The sequence below is a fragment of the Streptomyces sp. Ag82_O1-12 genome (genome assembly GCF_900182715.1).
Lineage (GTDB): Bacteria > Actinomycetota > Actinomycetes > Streptomycetales > Streptomycetaceae > Streptomyces > Streptomyces massasporeus.
Window position 1 is genome coordinate 6,981,545 of record NZ_FXUW01000001.1, and the last position, 18,875, is coordinate 7,000,419.

The window sequence follows — 18,875 nt, forward strand, 5'->3', positions numbered from 1 at the left end:
GTTGGCACCGACCGTCCGGGTCCGCCGCCCCGCCCGGCCGTGATTACGTAAGGTCCATGACTGCGATCAGACTCCTCCTCGTCGACGACGATCCGCTGGTGCGGGCCGGGCTGTCCTTCATGCTGGGCGGCGCCGACGACATCGAGATCGTCGGTGAGGCCGCCGACGGCGGCGAGGTGGAGGCCCTCGTCGACCGCACCCGTCCGGACGTCGTGCTCATGGACATCCGGATGCCGGCGGTGGACGGTCTCACGGCCACGGAGCGGCTGCGCGCCCGCGAGGACGCCCCGCAGGTGGTGGTGCTCACCACGTTCCACGCCGACGAGCAGGTGCTGCGCGCGCTGCGGGTGGGCGCCGCGGGGTTCGTCCTCAAGGACACCCCGCCGGCCGAGATCATCGCTGCGGTGCGCCGCGTCGCGGCCGGCGACCCGGTCCTGTCGCCCGCGGTCACCCGCCAATTGATGCGGCACGCCGTCGGCACCGGCCCCGACACGCGCCGCACCCGCGCCCGGGACCGCATCGCCGTCCTCAACGACCGCGAGCGCGAGGTCGCCGTCGAGGTCGGCCGGGGCCTGGCCAACGCCGAGATCGCCACCGGCCTCTTCATGAGCGTCGCCACCGTGAAGACGCACGTCTCGCGCATCCTGGCCAAGCTCGACCTCAACAACCGGGTGCAGATCGCGCTGCTCGCCTATGACGCGGGGCTCCTGGAGGAGGAGCAGGAAGAGCACTGACCGCCGGGGTCCGGCGTCAGGCGACCACGGGCGGGGAACCGCCGGCGATCTCCGCGAGGTGCACCGGCCTGCGCTCCCGCCGCGACAGCTCGCACGCCTCGGCGATCCGCAGCGCCTGGAGCGCCTCGCGCCCGTCGCAGGGGTTGGCGCGCTCGCCCCGGACGACCTCGACGAACGCGTTCAGCTCCGCCTCGTAGGCAGGGCCGAACCGTTCCAGGAAACCCGTCCAGGGCTTGTCCGCGGCAGGTGGCCCCGTCGGCTCGGTGGACGCGATCGGCGTACGGTCGTCCAGGCCGACCACGATCTGGTCGCGCTCTCCGGCGAGCTCCATGCGCACGTCGTAGCCGGCCCCGTTCATCCGGGTCGCGGTGAGCGTGGCGAGGGTGCCGTCGTCCAGGGTGAGGAGCGCGGCCGCGGTGTCGACGTCGCCCGCCTCGCGGAACATCCGGGGACCGGCGTCGGACCCGGCCGCGTAGACGTCCGTGACCTCCCGGCCCGTCACCCAGCGCAGCACGTCGAAGTCGTGGATCAGCGTGTCCCGGTACAGCCCGCCGGACAGCGGCAGCCACGCGGCGTCCGGCGGCGCCTGGTCGCTGGTCAGGGCCCGCACAGTGTGCAGCCGCCCCAGCCGGCCGGACCGCACCGCCTCGCGCGCACCCGTGTAGCCCGCGTCGAAGCGGCGCTGGAAGCCCATCTGGAGAACCGTCCCGGCCGCCTCGACCTCGGCGATCGCCGTCATGGACCCCGGCAGGTCCAGTGCGATGGGCTTCTCGCAGAACACCGGCAGACCCGAGCGTGCTGCCCGACCGATCAGTTCGGCGTGGGCCGACGTCGCCGTCGTGATCACCACGGCGTCGACGCCCCAGCGGAAGATCTCCTCCACGCCGGGCGCCGCCGTCTCGCCCAGCCGGTGCGCCAGTTCCTGGGCCCGTGCGGGGTCCGCGTCCGTGAGGATCAGGGAGCCGACCTCGCGGTGCCGACTGAGCGTGTTCGCGTGGATGGTGCCGATGCGGCCCGTACCGATGACGCCGATGCGCATGGAAACAAAGTGCGTGCACAGCTCGCCGCTGTCAATCTATATGTCCGGACAATCTGACTACACGACTTCCCGTCAACAACGCACGGAGCTACGCTCGGCCCGTGCCGAAACCAGAAGTGGACCCGACCGTGCAGCTCGAGCTGAGCGTGGACCGCAGCTCTCCCGTGCCGTTGTACTTCCAGCTGTCCCAGCAGCTGGAGGCCGCGATCGAGCACGGCACGCTGACCCCCGGCAGCCTGCTGGGCAACGAGATCGAGCTCGCCGCCCGGCTCGGCCTGTCCCGGCCGACCGTCCGCCAGGCGATCCAGTCGCTCGTCGACAAGGGCCTCCTCGTGCGCCGCCGCGGCGTGGGCACCCAGGTCGTGCACAGCCAGGTCAAACGCCCGCTGGAGCTCAGCAGCCTCTACGACGACCTGGAGGCGGCGGGCCAGCGCCCGGCCACCAAGGTCCTGGTCAACAAGCTCGTCCCCGCCTCCGCCGAGGTCGCCGCCGCACTCGGCGTCGCCGAGGACAGCGACGTCCACCGTGTCGAGCGTCTCCGCCTCGCCCACGGCGAGCCCATGGCCTACCTCTGCAACTTCCTGCCCCCCGGCCTCATCGACCTCGACACCGACCAGCTGGAGACGACCGGCCTTTACCGCCTGATGCGGTCGGCGGGCATCACCCTGCACAGTGCCCGCCAGTCGATCGGCGCCCGGGCGGCGACGACGGAGGAGGCGGACCGGCTGGCGGAGGAGACGGGCGCGCCGCTGCTGACCATGCAACGCGTCACGTTCGACGACACGGGCCGGGCGGTCGAGTACGGCACGCACACGTACCGTCCGACTCGCTACTCGTTCGAGTTCCAGCTCCTGGTACGCACCTGATCTGTCAAGGGCGCGGGGCTGTGTCGATGTACGGCTCCGCCGCGTGGGCGCGAGCACCCACCACTCACCCGCACCCGGCAATGATCCGTGCCACCCCGCCCCTGCCCCGCTCCGCACAGCACCCCACCGTGAGGCAGAATCGGCGGCGATGAGCACCTACCGCGACTTCACCGCCCCCATCGGCTCCCGCCGTGCCACCGTGCTGCGCACCGTCGGCACCCGGGAGCGCCGCTCGCACCTGACGGCCCCCCGCGTGCCCACGGTCGGCATCGACATCGGCGGTACGAAGGTGATGGCGGGTGTCGTCGACGCCGACGGCAACATCCTGGAGATGCTCCGCACGGAGACCCCGGACAAGTCCAAGAGCCCCAAGGTCGTCGAGGACACCATCGCCGAGCTGGTCCTGGACCTCTCCGACCGGCACGACGTGCACGCCGTCGGCATCGGCGCGGCCGGCTGGGTGGACGCCGACCGCAACCGCGTGCTGTTCGCCCCCCACCTGTCCTGGCGCAACGAACCGCTGCGCGACCGCCTCTCGGGCCGGCTGTCCGTCCCGGTCCTCGTGGACAACGACGCCAACACCGCCGCCTGGGCCGAGTGGCGCTTCGGCGCCGGCCGCGGCGAGGACCACCTCGTCATGATCACCCTCGGCACCGGAATCGGCGGCGCGATCCTGGAGGACGGCCAGGTCAAGCGCGGCAAGTACGGCGTCGCCGGCGAGTTCGGCCATATGCAGGTCGTGCCCGGCGGCCACCGCTGCCCGTGCGGCAACCGCGGCTGCTGGGAGCAGTACAGCTCCGGAAACGCCCTGGTCCGCGAGGCCCGCGAGCTGGCCGCCGCCGACTCTCCGGTCGCGTACGGGATCATCGAGCACGTCAAGGGCAACATCGGCGACATCACCGGCCCGATGATCACCGAGCTGGCCCGCGACGGCGACGCCATGTGCATCGAACTGCTCCAGGACATCGGCCAGTGGCTCGGCGTCGGCATCGCCAACCTCGCCGCCGCCCTCGACCCCTCCTGCTTCGTGATCGGCGGCGGTGTCTCGGCCGCCGACGACCTGCTGATCGGCCCCGCCCGGGACGCCTTCAAACGGCACCTCACCGGCCGCGGCTACCGCCCCGAGGCCCGCATCGTCCGGGCCCAGCTCGGCCCGGAGGCCGGCATGGTCGGCGCCGCCGACCTCGCGCGGCTGGTCGCCCGCCGCTTCCGCCGCGCCAAGCGCCGCCGCGTGGAGCGCTACGAGCGCTACGAGCGGTACACGCAGTCGCTGCGCAGTACCCAGGAGACGTCGTGACCGCCTCCCTGCCCCACCAAGGCCCCTGGCCCGACGAGCCGGACCGTCCGGCCGAGAACCGCCGCCACATGATCCGCCGCAGGTCCCTCACCCTGCTGATCATCGTGCTGCTCATCGGCGTCCCGGCCGGCTACCTCGTGATCTCCGCGAACCAGAGCCGCGACAGCGGCAAGGACAAGGAGGCGAAGTACTCGGCGACCGGCCTGACCGAGGGCTGGCCCTCCAAGCTCCAGCGCCGGATCTACCAGGTGCCCGTCCCGCACCCGGCCTGGCACGTGGCGTACTACGAGACCAACAACTGGAAGACCAGCCGCCTCTACACCCAGTTCGAGACCAACGCGGCCGGTCTGGACGCCTACCTGACCGGCCTGGGCGTGACCCGCAAGGACCTGAAGCAGGGCCACATCACCATCGGCGCCCGCGACCGGAAGATCACCGGCTGGAAGTTCGCCACGAACGACTCCTGGTACGGCTTCGTCCACCGGCAGAAGAACCCGGCACCCACCCACGACGTGGTCGTGGACCTGTCCAACCCGGCGTACCCCTGGGTGTACGTCGTGGGCCGGACCGTGCCCTAGGGGTCGTGACCGCGGAGATCCGTCGGAAGCCTCCAGGCCCGCCGCCGGGGCCGAGTGTCAGACCCCGCCCGTAGAGTCGGAGACAACTGATCCGACACGCGGGACGGGAGGTGGCAGGACGTATGCGAGAGGCGGCTCAGGTGGCCGAGCGGGCGGGGGACGCGACGGTTCCGGTCCGGCTCCCCGCCGTCTTCCTGCCCGCGCCCCTCCCGCGCGAGGGCCGCATCGCCTTCTGGGACCCCGAGGGCGAGTCCCTGCCCCCAGCGGACACGGAAGGCCCCGCGGACGCGGCAGGCCCCGCGGACGCGGCAGGCCCCGCGGACGCCCAGGACATCGAGCTGACCGTCGTACGACGGCACGGCGCCGCCGGAGTCCGGCGGCGCACCACCCGCGCGCTGACCCTCCCGCTCGACGCGGCCCTGCCGCTCCTCGTGCGCGCCCGGCACGACCCCGCGGCCCACCCCGCCACGGCCTGCTGGGGCGCGGCCGCCCTGCACGCCCTGCGGCTGACCGCCCGTGGCCGGCTGCTGCCCGGCCTCACCGCCACGGGCCACGACGCCTGGCGGGCCGGCCCCCTCGACCCGGACGACATCGCGCACCTGCGCGCGGTGGCCGCCGCCCTGCCCTACGAGGGCCACGCCGTGCCGCTGCCCGGCCCCGGCCCGATCCTGCTGCCCGAACCGGAAGCCCTGGTGCGCGCCTTCCTCGACGCGGTCGCCGACACCCTGCCCCGCACCCCGGCCGCGCCCCACACCTCCGGCAGGCCCTTCGCGGCCCGCGAGGCCCAGCACCTGCCCACCGCCCACGACTGGGCCGCCGAGGTCGCCGCCGGCATGGACGCCGGCGTGCGGATCTCGCTCCGCCTGGACCTGTCGGCCTACGACCTGTTCGACGACGCCTCAGGCGGTGCCCGCAGCGCCGGTGCCGCGATCGTCCAGGTGCACAGCCTCGCCGACCCCACCCTCGTGGCCGACGCGGCGGCGCTGTGGGCGGGCGCCGCCGCCGACGCCTTCGGGCCCCGCGCGCGCGTGGACGCCGCCCTCGCCGTGCGCCGCGCGGCCCGCGTCTGGCCCCCGCTCGACCGGCTCGCCGACCAGGACGTGCCCGACGTGCTGGCCCTGACCGAGGACGAGCTGAGCGACCTGCTCGGCGTCGCGGCGACCCGGCTCGCCGCCGCCGGGGTCGCCGTGCACTGGCCGCGGGACCTCGCGAAGGACCTGTCCGCCGCGGCGGTGGTCCGTCCGGCCCCCGGCTCGGCGACCGACGGCACCGGCTTCTTCGAGAGCGAGGACCTCCTCCAGTTCCGCTGGCAGCTGGCGCTCGGCGGCGACCCGCTCACCGACACCGAGATGGACGCCCTCGCCGAGGCCCACCGCCCGGTCGTCCGGCTGCGCGACCAGTGGGTGCTGGTCGACCCGGCGCTCGTCCGCAAGGCCCGCAAACGGGACCTGGGCCTGCTCGACCCGGTCGACGCGCTGTCCGTCGCCCTCACCGGCACGGCCGACGTCGACGGCGAGACGGTCGAGGCCGTCCCCGTCGGTGCGCTGGCCGCCCTGCGCGATCGCCTGACCGCGGGGATCCGCCCGGCCGAACCGCCCCCGGGCCTGCACGCCACCCTCCGGGACTACCAGCTCCGTGGCCTGGCCTGGCTCGACCTGATGACCTCCCTCGGCCTCGGCGGCTGCCTCGCCGACGACATGGGCCTCGGCAAGACCGTCACCCTCATCGCCCTGCACCTGAAGCGGGCCCGCCGCGAACCGACCCTGGTCGTCTGCCCTGCCTCCCTGCTGGGCAACTGGCAGCGGGAGATCACCCGCTTCGCCCCCGGCGTCCCCGTCCGCCGCTTCCACGGCCCCGACCGCAGCCTCGCCGACCTGGACGGCGGCTTCGTCCTCACCACCTACGGCACCATGCGCTCGGCGGCCCCCGCCCTGGCCGACCGCACCTGGGGCATGGTCGTCGCCGACGAGGCGCAGCACGTCAAGAACCCCTACTCGGCCACCGCCAAGGCCCTGCGCACCATCCCGGCCCCCGCACGCGTGGCCCTGACCGGCACGCCCGTCGAGAACAACCTCTCGGAGCTGTGGGCGCTGCTCGACTGGACCACCCCGGGCCTGCTCGGCCCGCTGAAGTCCTTCCGCGCCCGGCACGCGCGCGCCGTGGAGAACGGCGAGGACGAGGAGGCGGTGGAGCGCCTGGCCCGGCTGGTCCGGCCCTTCCTGCTGCGCCGCAAGAAGTCCGACCCGGGCATCGTGCCCGAGCTGCCGCCCAAGACCGAGACCGATCATCCGGTGCCGCTCACCCGCGAACAGGCCGCGTTGTACGAGGCGGTCGTCCGCGAGTCGATGCTCGCCATCGAGACGGCCGAGGGCATGCCCCGCCGGGGCCTGGTGCTGAAGCTCCTCACCTCGCTGAAGCAGATCTGCAACCACCCCGCGCTGTTCCTCAAGGAGGAGCACACCCCGGCCGCCGGCGACCGGGTCGCCGCCCGTTCCGGGAAGCTCGCCCTGCTGGACGAGCTGCTGGACACCCTGCTGGCCGAGGACGGGTCCGCCCTCGTCTTCACCCAGTACGTCGGGATGGCCCGCCTGATCACCTCCCACCTGGCCACCCGCGCCGTCCCGGTCGACCTCCTCCACGGCGGCACGCCCGTCCCCGAGCGGGAGCGCATGGTGGACCGCTTCCAGGCCGGTTCGACGCCGGTCCTGGTCCTGTCGCTCAAGGCGGCCGGCACCGGCCTCAACCTCACCCGGGCGGGCCATGTCGTGCACTTCGACCGCTGGTGGAACCCGGCCGTGGAGGAACAGGCCACCGACCGCGCCTACCGCATCGGCCAGACCCAGCCGGTCCAGGTGCACCGCCTCATCACGGAGGGCACCATCGAGGACCGCATCGCCGAGATGCTCCAGTCCAAGCGCGCCCTCGCCGACGCGATTCTCGGCTCCGGCGAGTCCTCCCTCACGGAACTGACGGACCGGGAGCTGACCGACCTGGTGTCCCTGCGGAGGTCGTCATGACACCCCGCGAGGACCACCCACCCGTCCCCGGCGAGGACACGACGAGCGCCCGCCCGGCCGACGAGGCCCGCCGCGCGCTGCGCGAGGCCCGCGAGCGGGCCGCCGCGGCCCAAGACCCCGCCCCGGCACCGGCTGTCCGTCCGGAGCCGTCCCCGGCCGGGGGAACCGCCGCCCAGGACGCCCCCGGTCCGGCCGACGCTGCCCGCGAGGCGCTGCGGAGGGCGGTGTCCGAGCAGCGGGGGAGCGGACGGGGGGACACCGATGCCGTCGAGGCCGCCGACTCCTCCGAAGGCGCCGACGCGCCAGGGGATGCCGGTGCGCCCCCGGTCACCCGTGCCCCCGAGGGCGGCGGTGGGCAGGAGGGCACGCCTGCCTGCGGTGTGGACAGTGGGTCGGAGGACGCGGGCGCGTCCCACACCGCGGGGGCGTCCCACACCGTGGGGGCGTCCCACATCGCGGGGACGTCCCACGTCACCGGCGCGCCTCAGGACACCCCGGCGGCCGTGAAGCCGCAGCCGCCGGGGGAGTCCGGCGACCCGCGGACGAGCCCGGAGGAGACCACCCCGGCCGGTGCGGCTCCCGTGCGCTCCGCCGACCGGGCGGGCACCGAGCCCCGTGCCGCGGACGTGGCGCGCGAGGCGCTGCGCGCGGCTCGGGACGACGCGCGGCGGGCCCGGGAGGCGACCGAGCGGGAAGGCGCCCGCCGCAGGCGCCGGGCCCGGCAGAGCGCCGTGGACGACAGGGCGGCGGCTGTGCGGCGGGCGGGCGCGGACACCCCCGGCAGGGGCGCGCGTGACGTACGGCAACTGCTGTCCGACGCCTTCCGGATGCCGAGCCTGTCGGACGCGACCGCGGACGACCACGAGCGAACGAGCGGGCAGGAGGCCCGGTCCGCTCGCATGAACGACCTGCTGAACGGCCCGGCCGCGCCTGGCCCGGAAACGCCGCACAGGGGGCCCGCCCTGGCCGCAACGAGCCCGGACGAGCCGGACAGCGCAGCGCGCCCGGGGCTCCGGCCCGAGACCCCGCACACCCCGACCGCCGGGGCCAGCGCCCCGGACCTCGGGGGTCCGGCCCCCGCCTCGCACGGCAACGGCCGGGCCGACCATGATCCGGCCCCCACCCCGCACGCCGACGTCCCGCACAAGGACGCCCCGGCCACCGACGTCCCGCACAAGGACGCCCCACCCACCGGCGTCCCGCTCGCCGATACCCCGCCCACCGACACCGCCCCGGCGAAGCCCGCCCCGGCCTCGGTCGCGACCCCACCCCCCACCACCTCCACATCCACCCACGCCCGACCCCGCCACCCCGCGCCTCCGAGCTCCCCACCCCCCGACCCCACCCCGCCCACGACCTCCGCGTCCCACGCCTCACGGGCCGCCCGGTCCCCCCGCTCCATGGCCGCCCCGTCGCGTGACAACGAACTCCGCCGTACCTTCCCGCCTCTCCCGCCCCGGGACGGCGACCGCTTCGCCGAGAGCTGGTGGGGAAACGCCTGGGTCGAGGCGCTGGAGCAGGGCGCGCTGGACGTGAAGCGGCTGGAGCGCGGGCGGGGATACGCGGGGCAGGGGCATGTCGACGCCATCACGGTGACACCCGGCCTCGTGCTGGCCTACGTCCAGGGCAGCCGCCCCCGCCCGTACCGTGTCCAGGTGCGCCTGCGCACGCTCGACGACACCGACTGGGACCGCTTCCTGGACGCCGCCGCCGACCGCCCGGGGCACATCGCGGCGCTGCTCGACAAGGAGATGCCCCAGTCCCTCGCGGAGTGCGGCGTTCCGCTGCTGCCCGGCCCCGGTGACCTGGAGCCCCATTGCAGCTGCCCCGACCGCGGCCACCCCTGCAAGCACGCGGCCGCCCTCTGCTATCAGACGGCCCGGCTGCTGGACGCCGACCCCTTCGTCCTGCTCCTGCTGCGCGGCCGGGGCGAGCGGGAGCTGCTCGACGCGCTGTCCCGGCTGAGCGCCACTCGCGCTGCGCGCGCCGCGCAGGACAGGGGCCCGGCGCCCCTGCCCGGCGTGCGGGCCGCGGAGGTGCTCGCCGCGCGTGCCCTCGCGCCCCTCCCCGCTCCACTGCCTCCGCCCGCCCATCCCGAGCAGCCCCCGGCCTACCCGGCGGCTCCAGGCGGCCCGGACCCCTTCGCGCTGGACCAGTTGGCCACGGACGCCGCCGCCCGTGCCCACGCCCTGCTCGGCACCGGCCGTGACCCGGTCGGGCAGCTGACCTTCTGGCAGGACGCGGTCCGCCTGGCCGCCGCCCGACCCGGGGCGGGACTCACCGCCGGCACCCGGGCGCTGTACGCGTCCCTCGCCACCGCGGCGGGCCGTACCCCGTCCGAGCTGGCCCGTGCGGTCGCCGCCTGGCGCCAGGGCGGTCCGGAGGGCCTCGCCGTACTGGAGGAGCCGTGGGACCCGCTGGCAGGGCGGTTCGACCGGGCGCGCTCCCTCCTGCTCGCCGCCGACCTGCCCGCCTTCCGGCCTCGGCGCAACCACCTCACCCACCCCCAGGGCCACGTCCAGCTCCGCCTCGGCCGCGACGGCCTCTGGTACGCGTACGAGTCCGAGCCGGGCCACGACGACTGGTGGCCCAGAGGCACCCCCGACCTGGATCCGGTCGGCGCCCTGACCGGCCTCGGACTGCCGGGCGCTCTCTGACCGGCTTGCCGGAGCACCGGCCAGGCTCTGGAGGGGGTGCCATCCCGGCTTCGACCCCGGTCCGGGAGAGGGTGGGAAAACGACTGGATCATTGCCATCAGCAACCGCGGCCGTGACCGGAAACGCGGTGCTGGCATGGGATTTTGCGCGGAGGCTCAAGAACCTGGCGCCCCTGTGCGGGATTCCTGAAGCATCTGCCTGGGCTCCATGCGACTTCAGCTCATCAATTGACGGGCGACGAGGGAGAGAATCGCGCGCCGAGAAAGTAGTGATCATCGGGGGCGGCACGGCCGGGTGGATGACCGCCACATATCTGCGCGCCGCGTCCGGAGAGCGCGTTTCCGTAACGGTGGTGGAACCCAGAGGATCAAGACGATCTGGGGTCGCCGGAGAACGTATGGATGCCCGGGTGCAATGCAATCTGCAAACTAGGAATCCTGTTCGAGAACTGGCGGCAGAAGGGCACTACTTCTACCCCTTCGAGCGGCCGCGGAGGATGGCCGGGTTCCCGATCACCGACTGGTGGCCGGGCCACGGGGCCGGCGACCCGGTACGACCGCGACGTGTTCCTCATCGCGGCGGTCTGTGACGCCGAACGCTCACCCCGCCGCCTGGACGGGACGCTGGTCGAGCCGGAGTTCAAGGAGCGGTGGGCTCGCTCATCCGGGAGCCGGAAACGGCAGTCGCTGCATGGTCAGCCTCACGTTCTCGCAGCTGCGTTTCCTGGTGGCAGCGCTTTTCCCCGGTCGTCGCGCAGCCTGCCGATTGGCCACCCTTCCTGAGGCGTTGAACTCCGAGTGAATCAATATCTGTTCTCGAGGGATCAGTTTTTGGGGGGTCACGCAGCGGGAGATTTTGCCGTGAGGAGGAGAGTGGAATTATCCAACGTGCACGGGCCGCTCCGGCGTGCTATTGTCTGTCTCAGTTGCAGTTGTGGTTCCCAAAACTTCAAGTGCCCTCGCCGCTCTTTTTGCCGGTCGGGAGCACTTTTGTATTTCCGGTCATTTCCGGGCGGGGTAATCATCGCGGCGACACGGCGTCCGCGTGGTGTGGACGCCGATGCACTGCCCCAAAGGAGATATGACATGGCTGCCGGTACCGTGAAGTGGTTCAACGCGGAAAAGGGCTTCGGCTTCATCGAGCAGGACGGTGGCGGCGCAGACGTGTTCGCCCACTACTCGAACATCGCCGCGCAGGGTTTCCGTGAGCTGCTCGAGGGCCAGAAGGTGACCTTCGACATCGCGCAGGGCCAGAAGGGCCCGACGGCCGAGAACATCGTTCCCGCCTGACGCTCACGCGTAATCCGTAGCTGGGGCCCGCATCCCTCGGGGTGCGGGCCCCAGCTGCACGCGTATCCCGCTGCGGATTCCTCTGCGGGACGCCCCCGGAGGAATCCGCAGGACCACCACAAGCGGTTCCTCTCTCGTGACGCAGACGCATCCTGAAGCGCTGCACCGCATCCGGCGCCCGGATCGCAAGGTCCCCATCGCGTCACCCATTTCAGCACCTGTGCCGATGTTTCCGCCGGTCAGTTCTGCTCGCACCCGGTCCATACTTGTAATTCTCCATGCCGTTCATCGCAGCGGGGATTCCTTGATATGTGCCACATCGAGGAAGGTTCCGCATGAACCGCACGTACACGAACGACCGCCCCGCCCGCTCCCGCGACGGCCGTGCCGACACGGAAAGGGGCGGCGGCTACGGCTCGCAGGCACCGCGTCGTACCGGCGGGCCCGTCCGCTCCGGCGGTTACGGCCGCCGGCCCGCCGCAGCGCAGGGTGAGTTCGCGCTGCCCAGGACGATCACCCCCTCGTTGCCCGCCGTCGAGGGCTTCGCCGATCTCGACATGCCCGAGCAGCTACTGGCCGAACTCGGCAGGCATGGGGTGACCGTGCCGTTCCCGATCCAGGGCGCGACGCTGCCGAACTCCTTGGCGGGCCGTGACGTGCTCGGCCGCGGGCGCACCGGCTCCGGCAAGACCCTGGCCTTCGGCCTCGCCCTGCTCGCCCGCACCGCCGGACAGCGTGCCGAGCCCCGCCAGCCCCTGGGGCTGATCCTCGTACCCACGCGTGAGCTGGCGCAGCAGGTGACCGACGCGCTGACTCCGTACGCCCGCTCCGTGCGGCTGCGGCTGGCCACGGTGGTGGGCGGCATGTCGATCGGCAGGCAGACCAGTGCGCTGCGCGGCGGAGCCGAGGTCGTCGTCGCGACCCCGGGGCGGCTCAAGGACCTCATCGACCGCGGCGACTGTCGGCTGAACCACGTGGGCATCACCGTGCTGGACGAGGCCGACCAGATGGCCGACATGGGTTTCATGCCCCAGGTCACCGCGCTGCTCGACCAGGTGCGCCCGGAGGGGCAGCGAATGCTGTTCTCCGCCACCCTTGACCGCAACGTCGACCTGTTGGTACGCCGTTACCTGACCGACCCCGTCGTGCATTCCGTCGACCCGTCGGCCGGGGCGGTCACGACGATGGCACACCACGTCCTGCACGTCCACGGCGCCGACAAGCATGCCGCCACGACCGAGATCGCCGCCCGCGACGGCCGCGTGATCATGTTCCTGGACACCAAGCACGCCGTCGACCGGCTGACCCAGGACCTGCTCAACAGTGGCGTACGGGCCGCCGCGCTGCACGGCGGCAAGTCGCAGCCCCAGCGCACCCGCACGCTGGCGCAGTTCAGGACGGGGCACGTCACCGTGCTGGTGGCGACCAATGTCGCGGCGCGCGGCATCCACGTCGACAAGCTCGACCTGGTCGTCAACGTCGATCCGCCGACCGACCACAAGGACTACCTCCACCGCGGTGGCCGTACCGCCCGCGCCGGAGAGTCGGGCAGCGTCGTCACCCTGGTCACACCGAACCAGCGCCGCGGCATGGTCCGTCTGATGGCGGACGCCGGAATCCGGCCGCAGACCACCCAGGTCCGCTCGGGAGACGAGGCCCTGAGCCGGATCACCGGTGCTCAGGCCCCGTCCGGCACCCCGGTCGTCATCACGGCACCGGTGACCGAACGCCCCAAGCGCGGCGCCACCTCCCGAGGCCGGCGCAGCCCCGCCTCGGCGACCCGGCGCGCGCCCGTGCGCCGGCCTGTCGTCGCCGCGGCGGTCTAGGCCCATCGTGATCAGGAATCCGGCCCATCACCGCAGGAGGCACCCTTTGACGCTGGTTCAGATGCAGCCTCGCTCGACGGACGCCGATCCCGTGCACAGGACGGTGGCTGAGGTCATGGACCCGGCCGGACCGCAGGTCTGTGACGACATGAGCGTGGAGGTGGCGCTGGCCGTCATGGCCGCCGCACGCACGGGCCGGCTGGTCGTCTGTGACCAGGACGGCCAGTGCACCGGCCTGGTCACCCGGACCGAACTCGCCGCCGTCCGAGACAGCTCCGACTACACGGACCGTGTCCGCCTGCGCGACATCCTCGGCGACCACGGCTCGTTCGCCTCACCCGTGACCACGATGGCCGAAGCCGAGCACGCGATGCGCACTCGTCGGCTCGGTGTCCTGCCGGTGGTCGACGAGCAAGGCAGCGCCCTGGGCATCCTCGCCCTCTCCCGCTGAAACACCTTGCCCCTGGTCGGACCGCTCGTTCCTTCTCTCTGTGAGGCCACATGCGCTGCGTCATCGCCCGCTTCCCCTTCGAGCTCACCAAGGGCGGCGTGCTGGAATCGATGAAGGGCATCAAGCCCGAACCGGTCACCGGCGAATCGGTGATCATCGGCCGCCGCCACTACCCCGTCAAGCAGGTCGGCCAGGTCATCACGCGCCAGGACCGTCGTGACTTCAGCGCCGCCGAAGTCCTGCGGGCCATGGCTCAGCTCGGCTTCACCTGCCGCGCCGTTCCCAAGGCAGCGCCCCTGGGCGTTCTCAGCCCGATGCAGCACGCCTCCGCGATGCTCGGCGCCCCCGTCACGGTCTGATCGGGGCAACAGACACGAGCCGACACCTGGCCAGCAGTGTGGGTCCGACCGGTACGCCGGTCGGACCCACACTGCGTGCAGCCGGGGTCCCGTCGGCGTCGCTCAGTGGTCGCGATAGCTGAAGTCGCCCACGGCCCCGGCGCTGACGTCCTCGATCGCAACCCGGTACCTCCACCCGTCTCCGGACCCCCAGGGTGCTCTGCGGGATCTGGGCGACATGGAAGTGCGGACGCGGAGCAGCGTGAGATGAGCGTGCCCGTCCGCGCCGACGGACACGCGCGCATGGTCTGCCATGCGGTGTGATCGTTTCCTGTGGTGACGCGGCGTGTGGGCGTGTAGCGTCTGCGTCAGCTGTCGTGGTTCGGAATTCCCTCGTGCCCATGCCTTCGGTGTGGGCATTTTGCTGTGCTGTGCCGCAGGGACCAGGGCGATCACCTCTGCCTTCCACATGGAGTGGGAGGCGTTCATCGACTGGAAGGCATCAGACATGGCAACGGGAACTGTGAAGTGGTTCAACGCGGAGAAGGGCTTCGGTTTCATTGCCCAGGACGGCGGCGGCCCGGATGTCTTCGCGCACTACTCCGCGATCAACTCCACGGGCTTTCGTGAGCTCCAGGAGGGCCAGGCCGTGACGTTCGACGTCACTCAGGGCCAGAAGGGCCCGCAGGCCGAGAACATCAACCTGGCCTGACCTCGCAGACCTGCCCGGGGATCGCGCACGCTGCGTCCGGTGAGCGCCGCCCGTGCGGGCTTTGCCGGGCGAAGAGCCTGCTCTCGTGCCGGGCGTGCAAAGGATCAGGGGCCGCGCAGCCTTGGCTGCGCGGCCCCTGATCTGTTGGCGGAGGCGGGTGCGTCCTCGGCCGAACTTCCTGACCCCGGTTGCTTCGAGCGTCGTCCGGTTCGGGTGCCGCATGCTATGCGTCTCTGTTCGCGCAGTTTGGCACAGCAGACGGTCACCGATACTCCTTGACGCTCGCTGGTACTCAGAGTTTCGGTCCCGGCGGCGCGAGGGCCCGCGCCAAAAGCCTGGTGCTGGGCAGCTGGTACGGCGTCCACGGTGCCCTCGGACGGTGTTCCACTCGGCCGAGGACCCGTTGGCTGCTCGCTGGTTCTGGTCGATGAGGTGGTGCTTTACGGCGTCGTCGAACGTGGTCGCCTCGGTCGTGCCCGGTGTCGTGTCGCTGGTGTCGGAGTACAGGTGGGTGGCTGTCGGCTCCCGTGCCCGGCCGCGGTGCCGGCAAGACTGCGACCGGAACCGCGGACCGGGCTGCCGGGCCGTGGCTCAAGCGTCGATGATGACGGGGATGATGAGGGGCTTGCGGCGGTGGGTGCGGAAGGCCCAGTTCGCCACGGCGCGGGCGACGAGCTGTTCGAGCTGGTGGGCGTCCCCGACGCCTTCCTCGGCCGCGGTGGCCAGGGTCTTCTCGATGACGGGGATGACCGGCTCGAAGGTGGTGTCGTCGTGGACGAAGCCCCGGGCCAGGAAGTCGGGGGCCTCAGCGAGGGCGCCGGTGTCCGCGTCGACGATCGCCACCACCGTGACCACGCCTTCCTCCGCGAGGGCGAGGCGGTCCTTCAGGGACGCTTCGGTCGCGCCGCCGACTTCCATGCCGTCCACGTAGACGTTGCCGGCGGGGACCTTGCCGGTGATGGACGCCCGCCCGTCGACGAGGTCGACGACGACTCCGTCCTCGGCGATGACGACGCGGTCGGGGTCGACACCGGTACGGATGGCGAGGTCACCGTTGGCCCGCAGATGGCGCCATTCGCCGTGTACGGGCATGACGTTGCGGGGCTTGACGATGTTGTAGCAATAGACGAGTTCGCCGGCGCTGGCGTGTCCGGAGACGTGCACCTTGGCGTTGCCCTTGTGGACGACGTGGGCGCCCCACCGGGTGAGTCCGTTGATCACCCGGTAGATGGCGTTCTCGTTGCCGGGGATGAGGGAACTGGCGAGCAGTACGGTGTCGCCCTTGCCGATGCGGATCTGGTGGTCGCGGTTGGCCATCCGTGACAGCGCGGCCATCGGTTCGCCCTGGGAGCCGGTGCACACCAGAGTGATCTTGTGGTCCGGGAGCTTCTCCAGCTCCTTGGTGCTCACGACCAGACCGGACGGGACCTTCAGATAGCCCAGGTCACGGGCGATGCCCATGTTGCGGACCATCGAGCGGCCGACGAAGGCGACCTTGCGGCCGTGCTGGTGGGCGGCGTCCAGTACCTGCTGGATGCGGTGCACATGGCTGGCGAAGCTGGAGACGATGACGCGGCGCGGCGCGGTGCGCATGACCTGCTCGATCGCCGGGTTCAGCTCACGCTCGGATGTGGTGAAGCCGGGCACTTCGGCGTTGGTGGAGTCGGTGAGGAACAGGTCCACGCCCTCCTCGCCGAGCCGGGCGAAGGCGCGCAGATCGGTGATGCGATCGTCGAGAGGGAACTGGTCCATCTTGAAGTCACCGGTGTGCAGCACCAACCCGGCACTCGTGCGGATCGCGACCGCGAGGCTGTCCGGAATGGAGTGGTTGACCGCCACGAACTCGCAGTCGAAGGGCCCGAAGCCCCGCCGGTCGCCTTCCCGCACCCGCACCGTGCGCGGTCGGATTCCGTGTTCCTTGAGCTTGGCCTCCAGGAACGCCAGCGTCAGCTTGGAACCGACGACGGGGATGTCGCGCCGCTCGCGCAGCAGGTACGGCACGCCGCCGATGTGGTCTTCGTGACCATGAGTGAGGACGATGGCCACGATGTCGTCCAGCCGGTCCCGGATCGAGGTGAAGTCCGGCAGGATCACGTCCACGCCGGGCTGGGTCTCCTCGGGGAACAGCACACCGCAGTCGACGATGAGCAGTTTGCCGGCGTGTTCGAAGACCGTCATGTTGCGGCCGATCTCCCCCAGGCCGCCCAGGGCGATGACTCGCAGCCCTCCGGCGGGAAGGGGAGGGGCGGCTTTGAGTTCGGGGTGCGGATGGCTCATACCTCGACGGTACCCGGAGAGCGGGACGGCATGATCCATTGCCTGTGTGATCCCTTCTTCCCGACGGAGCGGGGCGTCCGCAGTGGATGCCCCGGGACGATCGGATCACGCCGGCGGACGGCCCGGGCACGCACTCGCAGACGGAGTGCAGTGGCTGGCGTGGGCACCGTTGTACTCCGGTCCTCCGCGGGCCCGGTCAGCCGTCCCCGGTGGTCCGGCTCACCCGTGCGCCGTACGCCAGTCGCAGCGCGTCCGCGCCGGCCAGTACCGCGAGCGCGCCCGTGGCGGTCCGGGTTGCCCGGGGTATCAAGCCTCGAGTCGGTGTGGCAAAGCCTCCCAACCTTCCGATCGAAAGATCATTACGAGACTATCCTTGGCCCAGGTTGATGGAAGGCGGGACGGAAGTCCCCGCACACGCCGCTTCCGGTCCGCACCCGGGACGGCGTCCCGTGCGCCTCGCAGTCTGAACGCCCGTCGGAGGGTGCCTCTTCGGCTACGGCGCAGCAGCGAGGTCCTCAGGGCTGGTCAGGTGCTCTGAAGGCACCCCTTTCAATGGCGTCCAGGAGCGCAGGCAGGTCTGCGCTGGTTACCCCGCCTGCGAGGGGTACTGGCCTCCTGCGGTGCCCTGCCGGTCCAGGCGGCGGGCGGCGCGCCGCGCGAGGCCAGAGGCCGCCACTGCCCACGTGGCCGCAGCGAACCGGCCCCAGGGGGTTCGGGCGGTCAGCCGCAGGTACGAGAAGACCGGCTCATTCCCCGTGCGCAGGCTTCGTCAGCTCTGCGTTGAACTGAGCGCCGATCAGGAGGGACAGGTTGGAGAGCCACAGCCAGACCAGAAACACCACGACGCCTGCCAGTGAACCGTACAGACGGTCATAAGTGCTGACCAGGGAGGTGTAGACGGCGAATCCGAGTGAGACGGTCAGCAGGAGCGCCACCGCCAGTGTGCCGCCGGGCGTCATCCTCCGGACAGGGCGGGAGGACGCCGGTCCTGACCGGTACAGGACGAGCACCAAGATGACGGCTACAGCGGCCACGACCGGCCACCGCAGCGTGTCCCAGGTGGCCTGGGGCCCGGTACCCAGACTCAGAGCCTGACCCAGACGCCGGGCCAGGCCGCCGGTGAGCAACAACGCCAGGGTCGACGTCAGAAGCAGGGAGCTCAGGACGAGTGCTGTGGCGATGATGCGCGGAGCGGTACGCCAGACCGGCCGGTCCGCGCTGATCCGATGCATGGAATACAACGCCCGGCGGAAGACGCTCAGATAGCTGCATCCCGACCACAGGGCTCCCGCCCCTCCGACGAAGACCAGCGTCCATGCCGCCGTCGGCTGGGCGACCATCTGCCGCAGGGTGCTGCGCAGCAGAGCGCGGGACTCGGCCGGGGCGGCCTGAGTCATGCGGTCGATGACCTCCGGCTTGGCCGTGGGCATGGTCAGACCCAGGATCGAGAGGATCACCAGCAGCAACGGGAACAGGGCCAGAACCGCGTAGTAGGTCAGCGCAGCGGCCCAGTCCGTGACGTCGTCGTTCCAGACGGCCACCGGCGTCCGGCGCAACGCCACCCACCACCGAGCCGTGTGGCCGTCTGCATCATCCATGACGCGGATGCTCTCATTCTTCGTCCTGGGGCCACCATCCAGCACTGGGGGGCGGCAGGACCCGGCACGCGTGCCGGGTTACCCGACGTGCTTGGGAAGGCGGGACGGTCACGGGGCCACGGCCCCCTGGCACCGCGCGGGAACAGAGCCTGGAGATTCTCCTGTCCCTGTGCGCGAGGTGTCTCTATGACCGGCG

General features: G+C 71.9%; 15 protein-coding genes. 12 read left to right on the forward strand and 3 right to left on the reverse strand.

Going from position 1 to position 18,875, the window contains the following annotated elements; genetic code table 11:
• Positions 1-56: 56 nt before the first annotated feature.
• Positions 57-734, forward strand: coding sequence for a response regulator transcription factor (locus QOL88_RS31835; RefSeq protein ID WP_097221725.1), 678 nt, complete (start codon positions 57-59; stop codon positions 732-734).
• 16 nt (positions 735-750) lie between these two features.
• On the opposite strand, the gene QOL88_RS31840 is transcribed toward QOL88_RS31835, so the two are convergent.
• Positions 751-1,773 carry a Gfo/Idh/MocA family protein gene (locus QOL88_RS31840; RefSeq protein WP_097221726.1) on the reverse strand — a complete coding sequence of 341 codons (1,023 nt, stop codon included), beginning with the start codon at positions 1,771-1,773 and terminating at the stop codon, positions 751-753.
• A 128-nt stretch (positions 1,774-1,901) separates the two neighbouring features.
• On the opposite strand from QOL88_RS31840, the gene QOL88_RS31845 reads away from it, so the two are divergent.
• The 11 genes from QOL88_RS31845 to QOL88_RS31895 all read left to right on the forward strand — a co-directional run bounded on the left by QOL88_RS31845 (position 1,902) and on the right by QOL88_RS31895 (position 14,804).
• Entirely contained in the window at positions 1,902-2,639 is a 738-nt protein-coding gene (locus tag QOL88_RS31845) for a GntR family transcriptional regulator (RefSeq protein WP_179879156.1), read from the forward strand.
• 148 nt (positions 2,640-2,787) lie between these two features.
• Positions 2,788-3,936: an ROK family glucokinase gene (locus tag QOL88_RS31850; RefSeq protein WP_097221728.1), complete on the forward strand. Its 1,149-nt coding sequence runs from the start codon at positions 2,788-2,790 to the stop codon at positions 3,934-3,936.
• The gene (locus QOL88_RS31855; protein WP_097221729.1) at positions 3,933-4,514 is read left to right on the forward strand and encodes a sugar kinase; all 582 of its coding nucleotides are present in this window, start codon (positions 3,933-3,935) and stop codon (positions 4,512-4,514) included. Before QOL88_RS31850 ends, QOL88_RS31855 begins: the two co-directional genes overlap by 4 nt.
• A gap of 122 nt (positions 4,515-4,636) precedes the next feature.
• Positions 4,637-7,531: an SCO1167/SCO6262 family helicase gene (locus tag QOL88_RS31860; RefSeq protein ID WP_097221730.1), complete on the forward strand. Its 2,895-nt coding sequence runs from the start codon at positions 4,637-4,639 to the stop codon at positions 7,529-7,531.
• Positions 7,532-8,358: 827 nt separating this feature from the next.
• Complete coding sequence (locus QOL88_RS31865) at positions 8,359-10,188, forward strand: SWIM zinc finger family protein (protein ID WP_441349302.1); 1,830 nt, start codon at positions 8,359-8,361, stop codon at positions 10,186-10,188.
• Positions 10,189-10,486: 298 nt separating this feature from the next.
• On the forward strand, positions 10,487-10,777 hold the full coding sequence (locus QOL88_RS31870) for a hypothetical protein (protein WP_257027946.1): 291 nt from the start codon (positions 10,487-10,489) through the stop codon (positions 10,775-10,777).
• A 496-nt stretch (positions 10,778-11,273) separates the two neighbouring features.
• On the forward strand, positions 11,274-11,477 hold the full coding sequence (locus QOL88_RS31875) for a cold-shock protein (RefSeq protein ID WP_023586116.1): 204 nt from the start codon (positions 11,274-11,276) through the stop codon (positions 11,475-11,477).
• Between the two features lie 335 nt (positions 11,478-11,812).
• Complete coding sequence (locus QOL88_RS31880) at positions 11,813-13,303, forward strand: DEAD/DEAH box helicase (RefSeq protein ID WP_097221731.1); 1,491 nt, start codon at positions 11,813-11,815, stop codon at positions 13,301-13,303.
• Between the two features lie 46 nt (positions 13,304-13,349).
• Positions 13,350-13,754 (forward strand): CBS domain-containing protein, encoded by a 405-nt coding sequence (locus tag QOL88_RS31885; protein ID WP_097221732.1) that lies wholly within the window; start codon positions 13,350-13,352, stop codon positions 13,752-13,754.
• A gap of 50 nt (positions 13,755-13,804) precedes the next feature.
• Positions 13,805-14,113 (forward strand): SCO5918 family protein, encoded by a 309-nt coding sequence (locus QOL88_RS31890; RefSeq protein ID WP_097221733.1) that lies wholly within the window; start codon positions 13,805-13,807, stop codon positions 14,111-14,113.
• A 487-nt stretch (positions 14,114-14,600) separates the two neighbouring features.
• Entirely contained in the window at positions 14,601-14,804 is a 204-nt protein-coding gene (locus tag QOL88_RS31895; RefSeq protein WP_030052720.1) for a cold-shock protein, read from the forward strand.
• A 591-nt stretch (positions 14,805-15,395) separates the two neighbouring features.
• Here the strand turns inward: QOL88_RS31895 and QOL88_RS31900 are convergent.
• Together QOL88_RS31900 and QOL88_RS31905 are read right to left on the reverse strand one after the other, a co-directional pair.
• Positions 15,396-17,081: a ribonuclease J gene (locus tag QOL88_RS31900; protein WP_097221735.1), complete on the reverse strand. Its 1,686-nt coding sequence runs from the start codon at positions 17,079-17,081 to the stop codon at positions 15,396-15,398.
• 746 nt (positions 17,082-17,827) lie between these two features.
• Positions 17,828-18,679, reverse strand: a complete 852-nt coding sequence (locus tag QOL88_RS31905; protein ID WP_097221736.1) for a YihY/virulence factor BrkB family protein — start codon at positions 18,677-18,679, stop codon at positions 17,828-17,830.
• Positions 18,680-18,875: the final 196 nt, after the last annotated feature.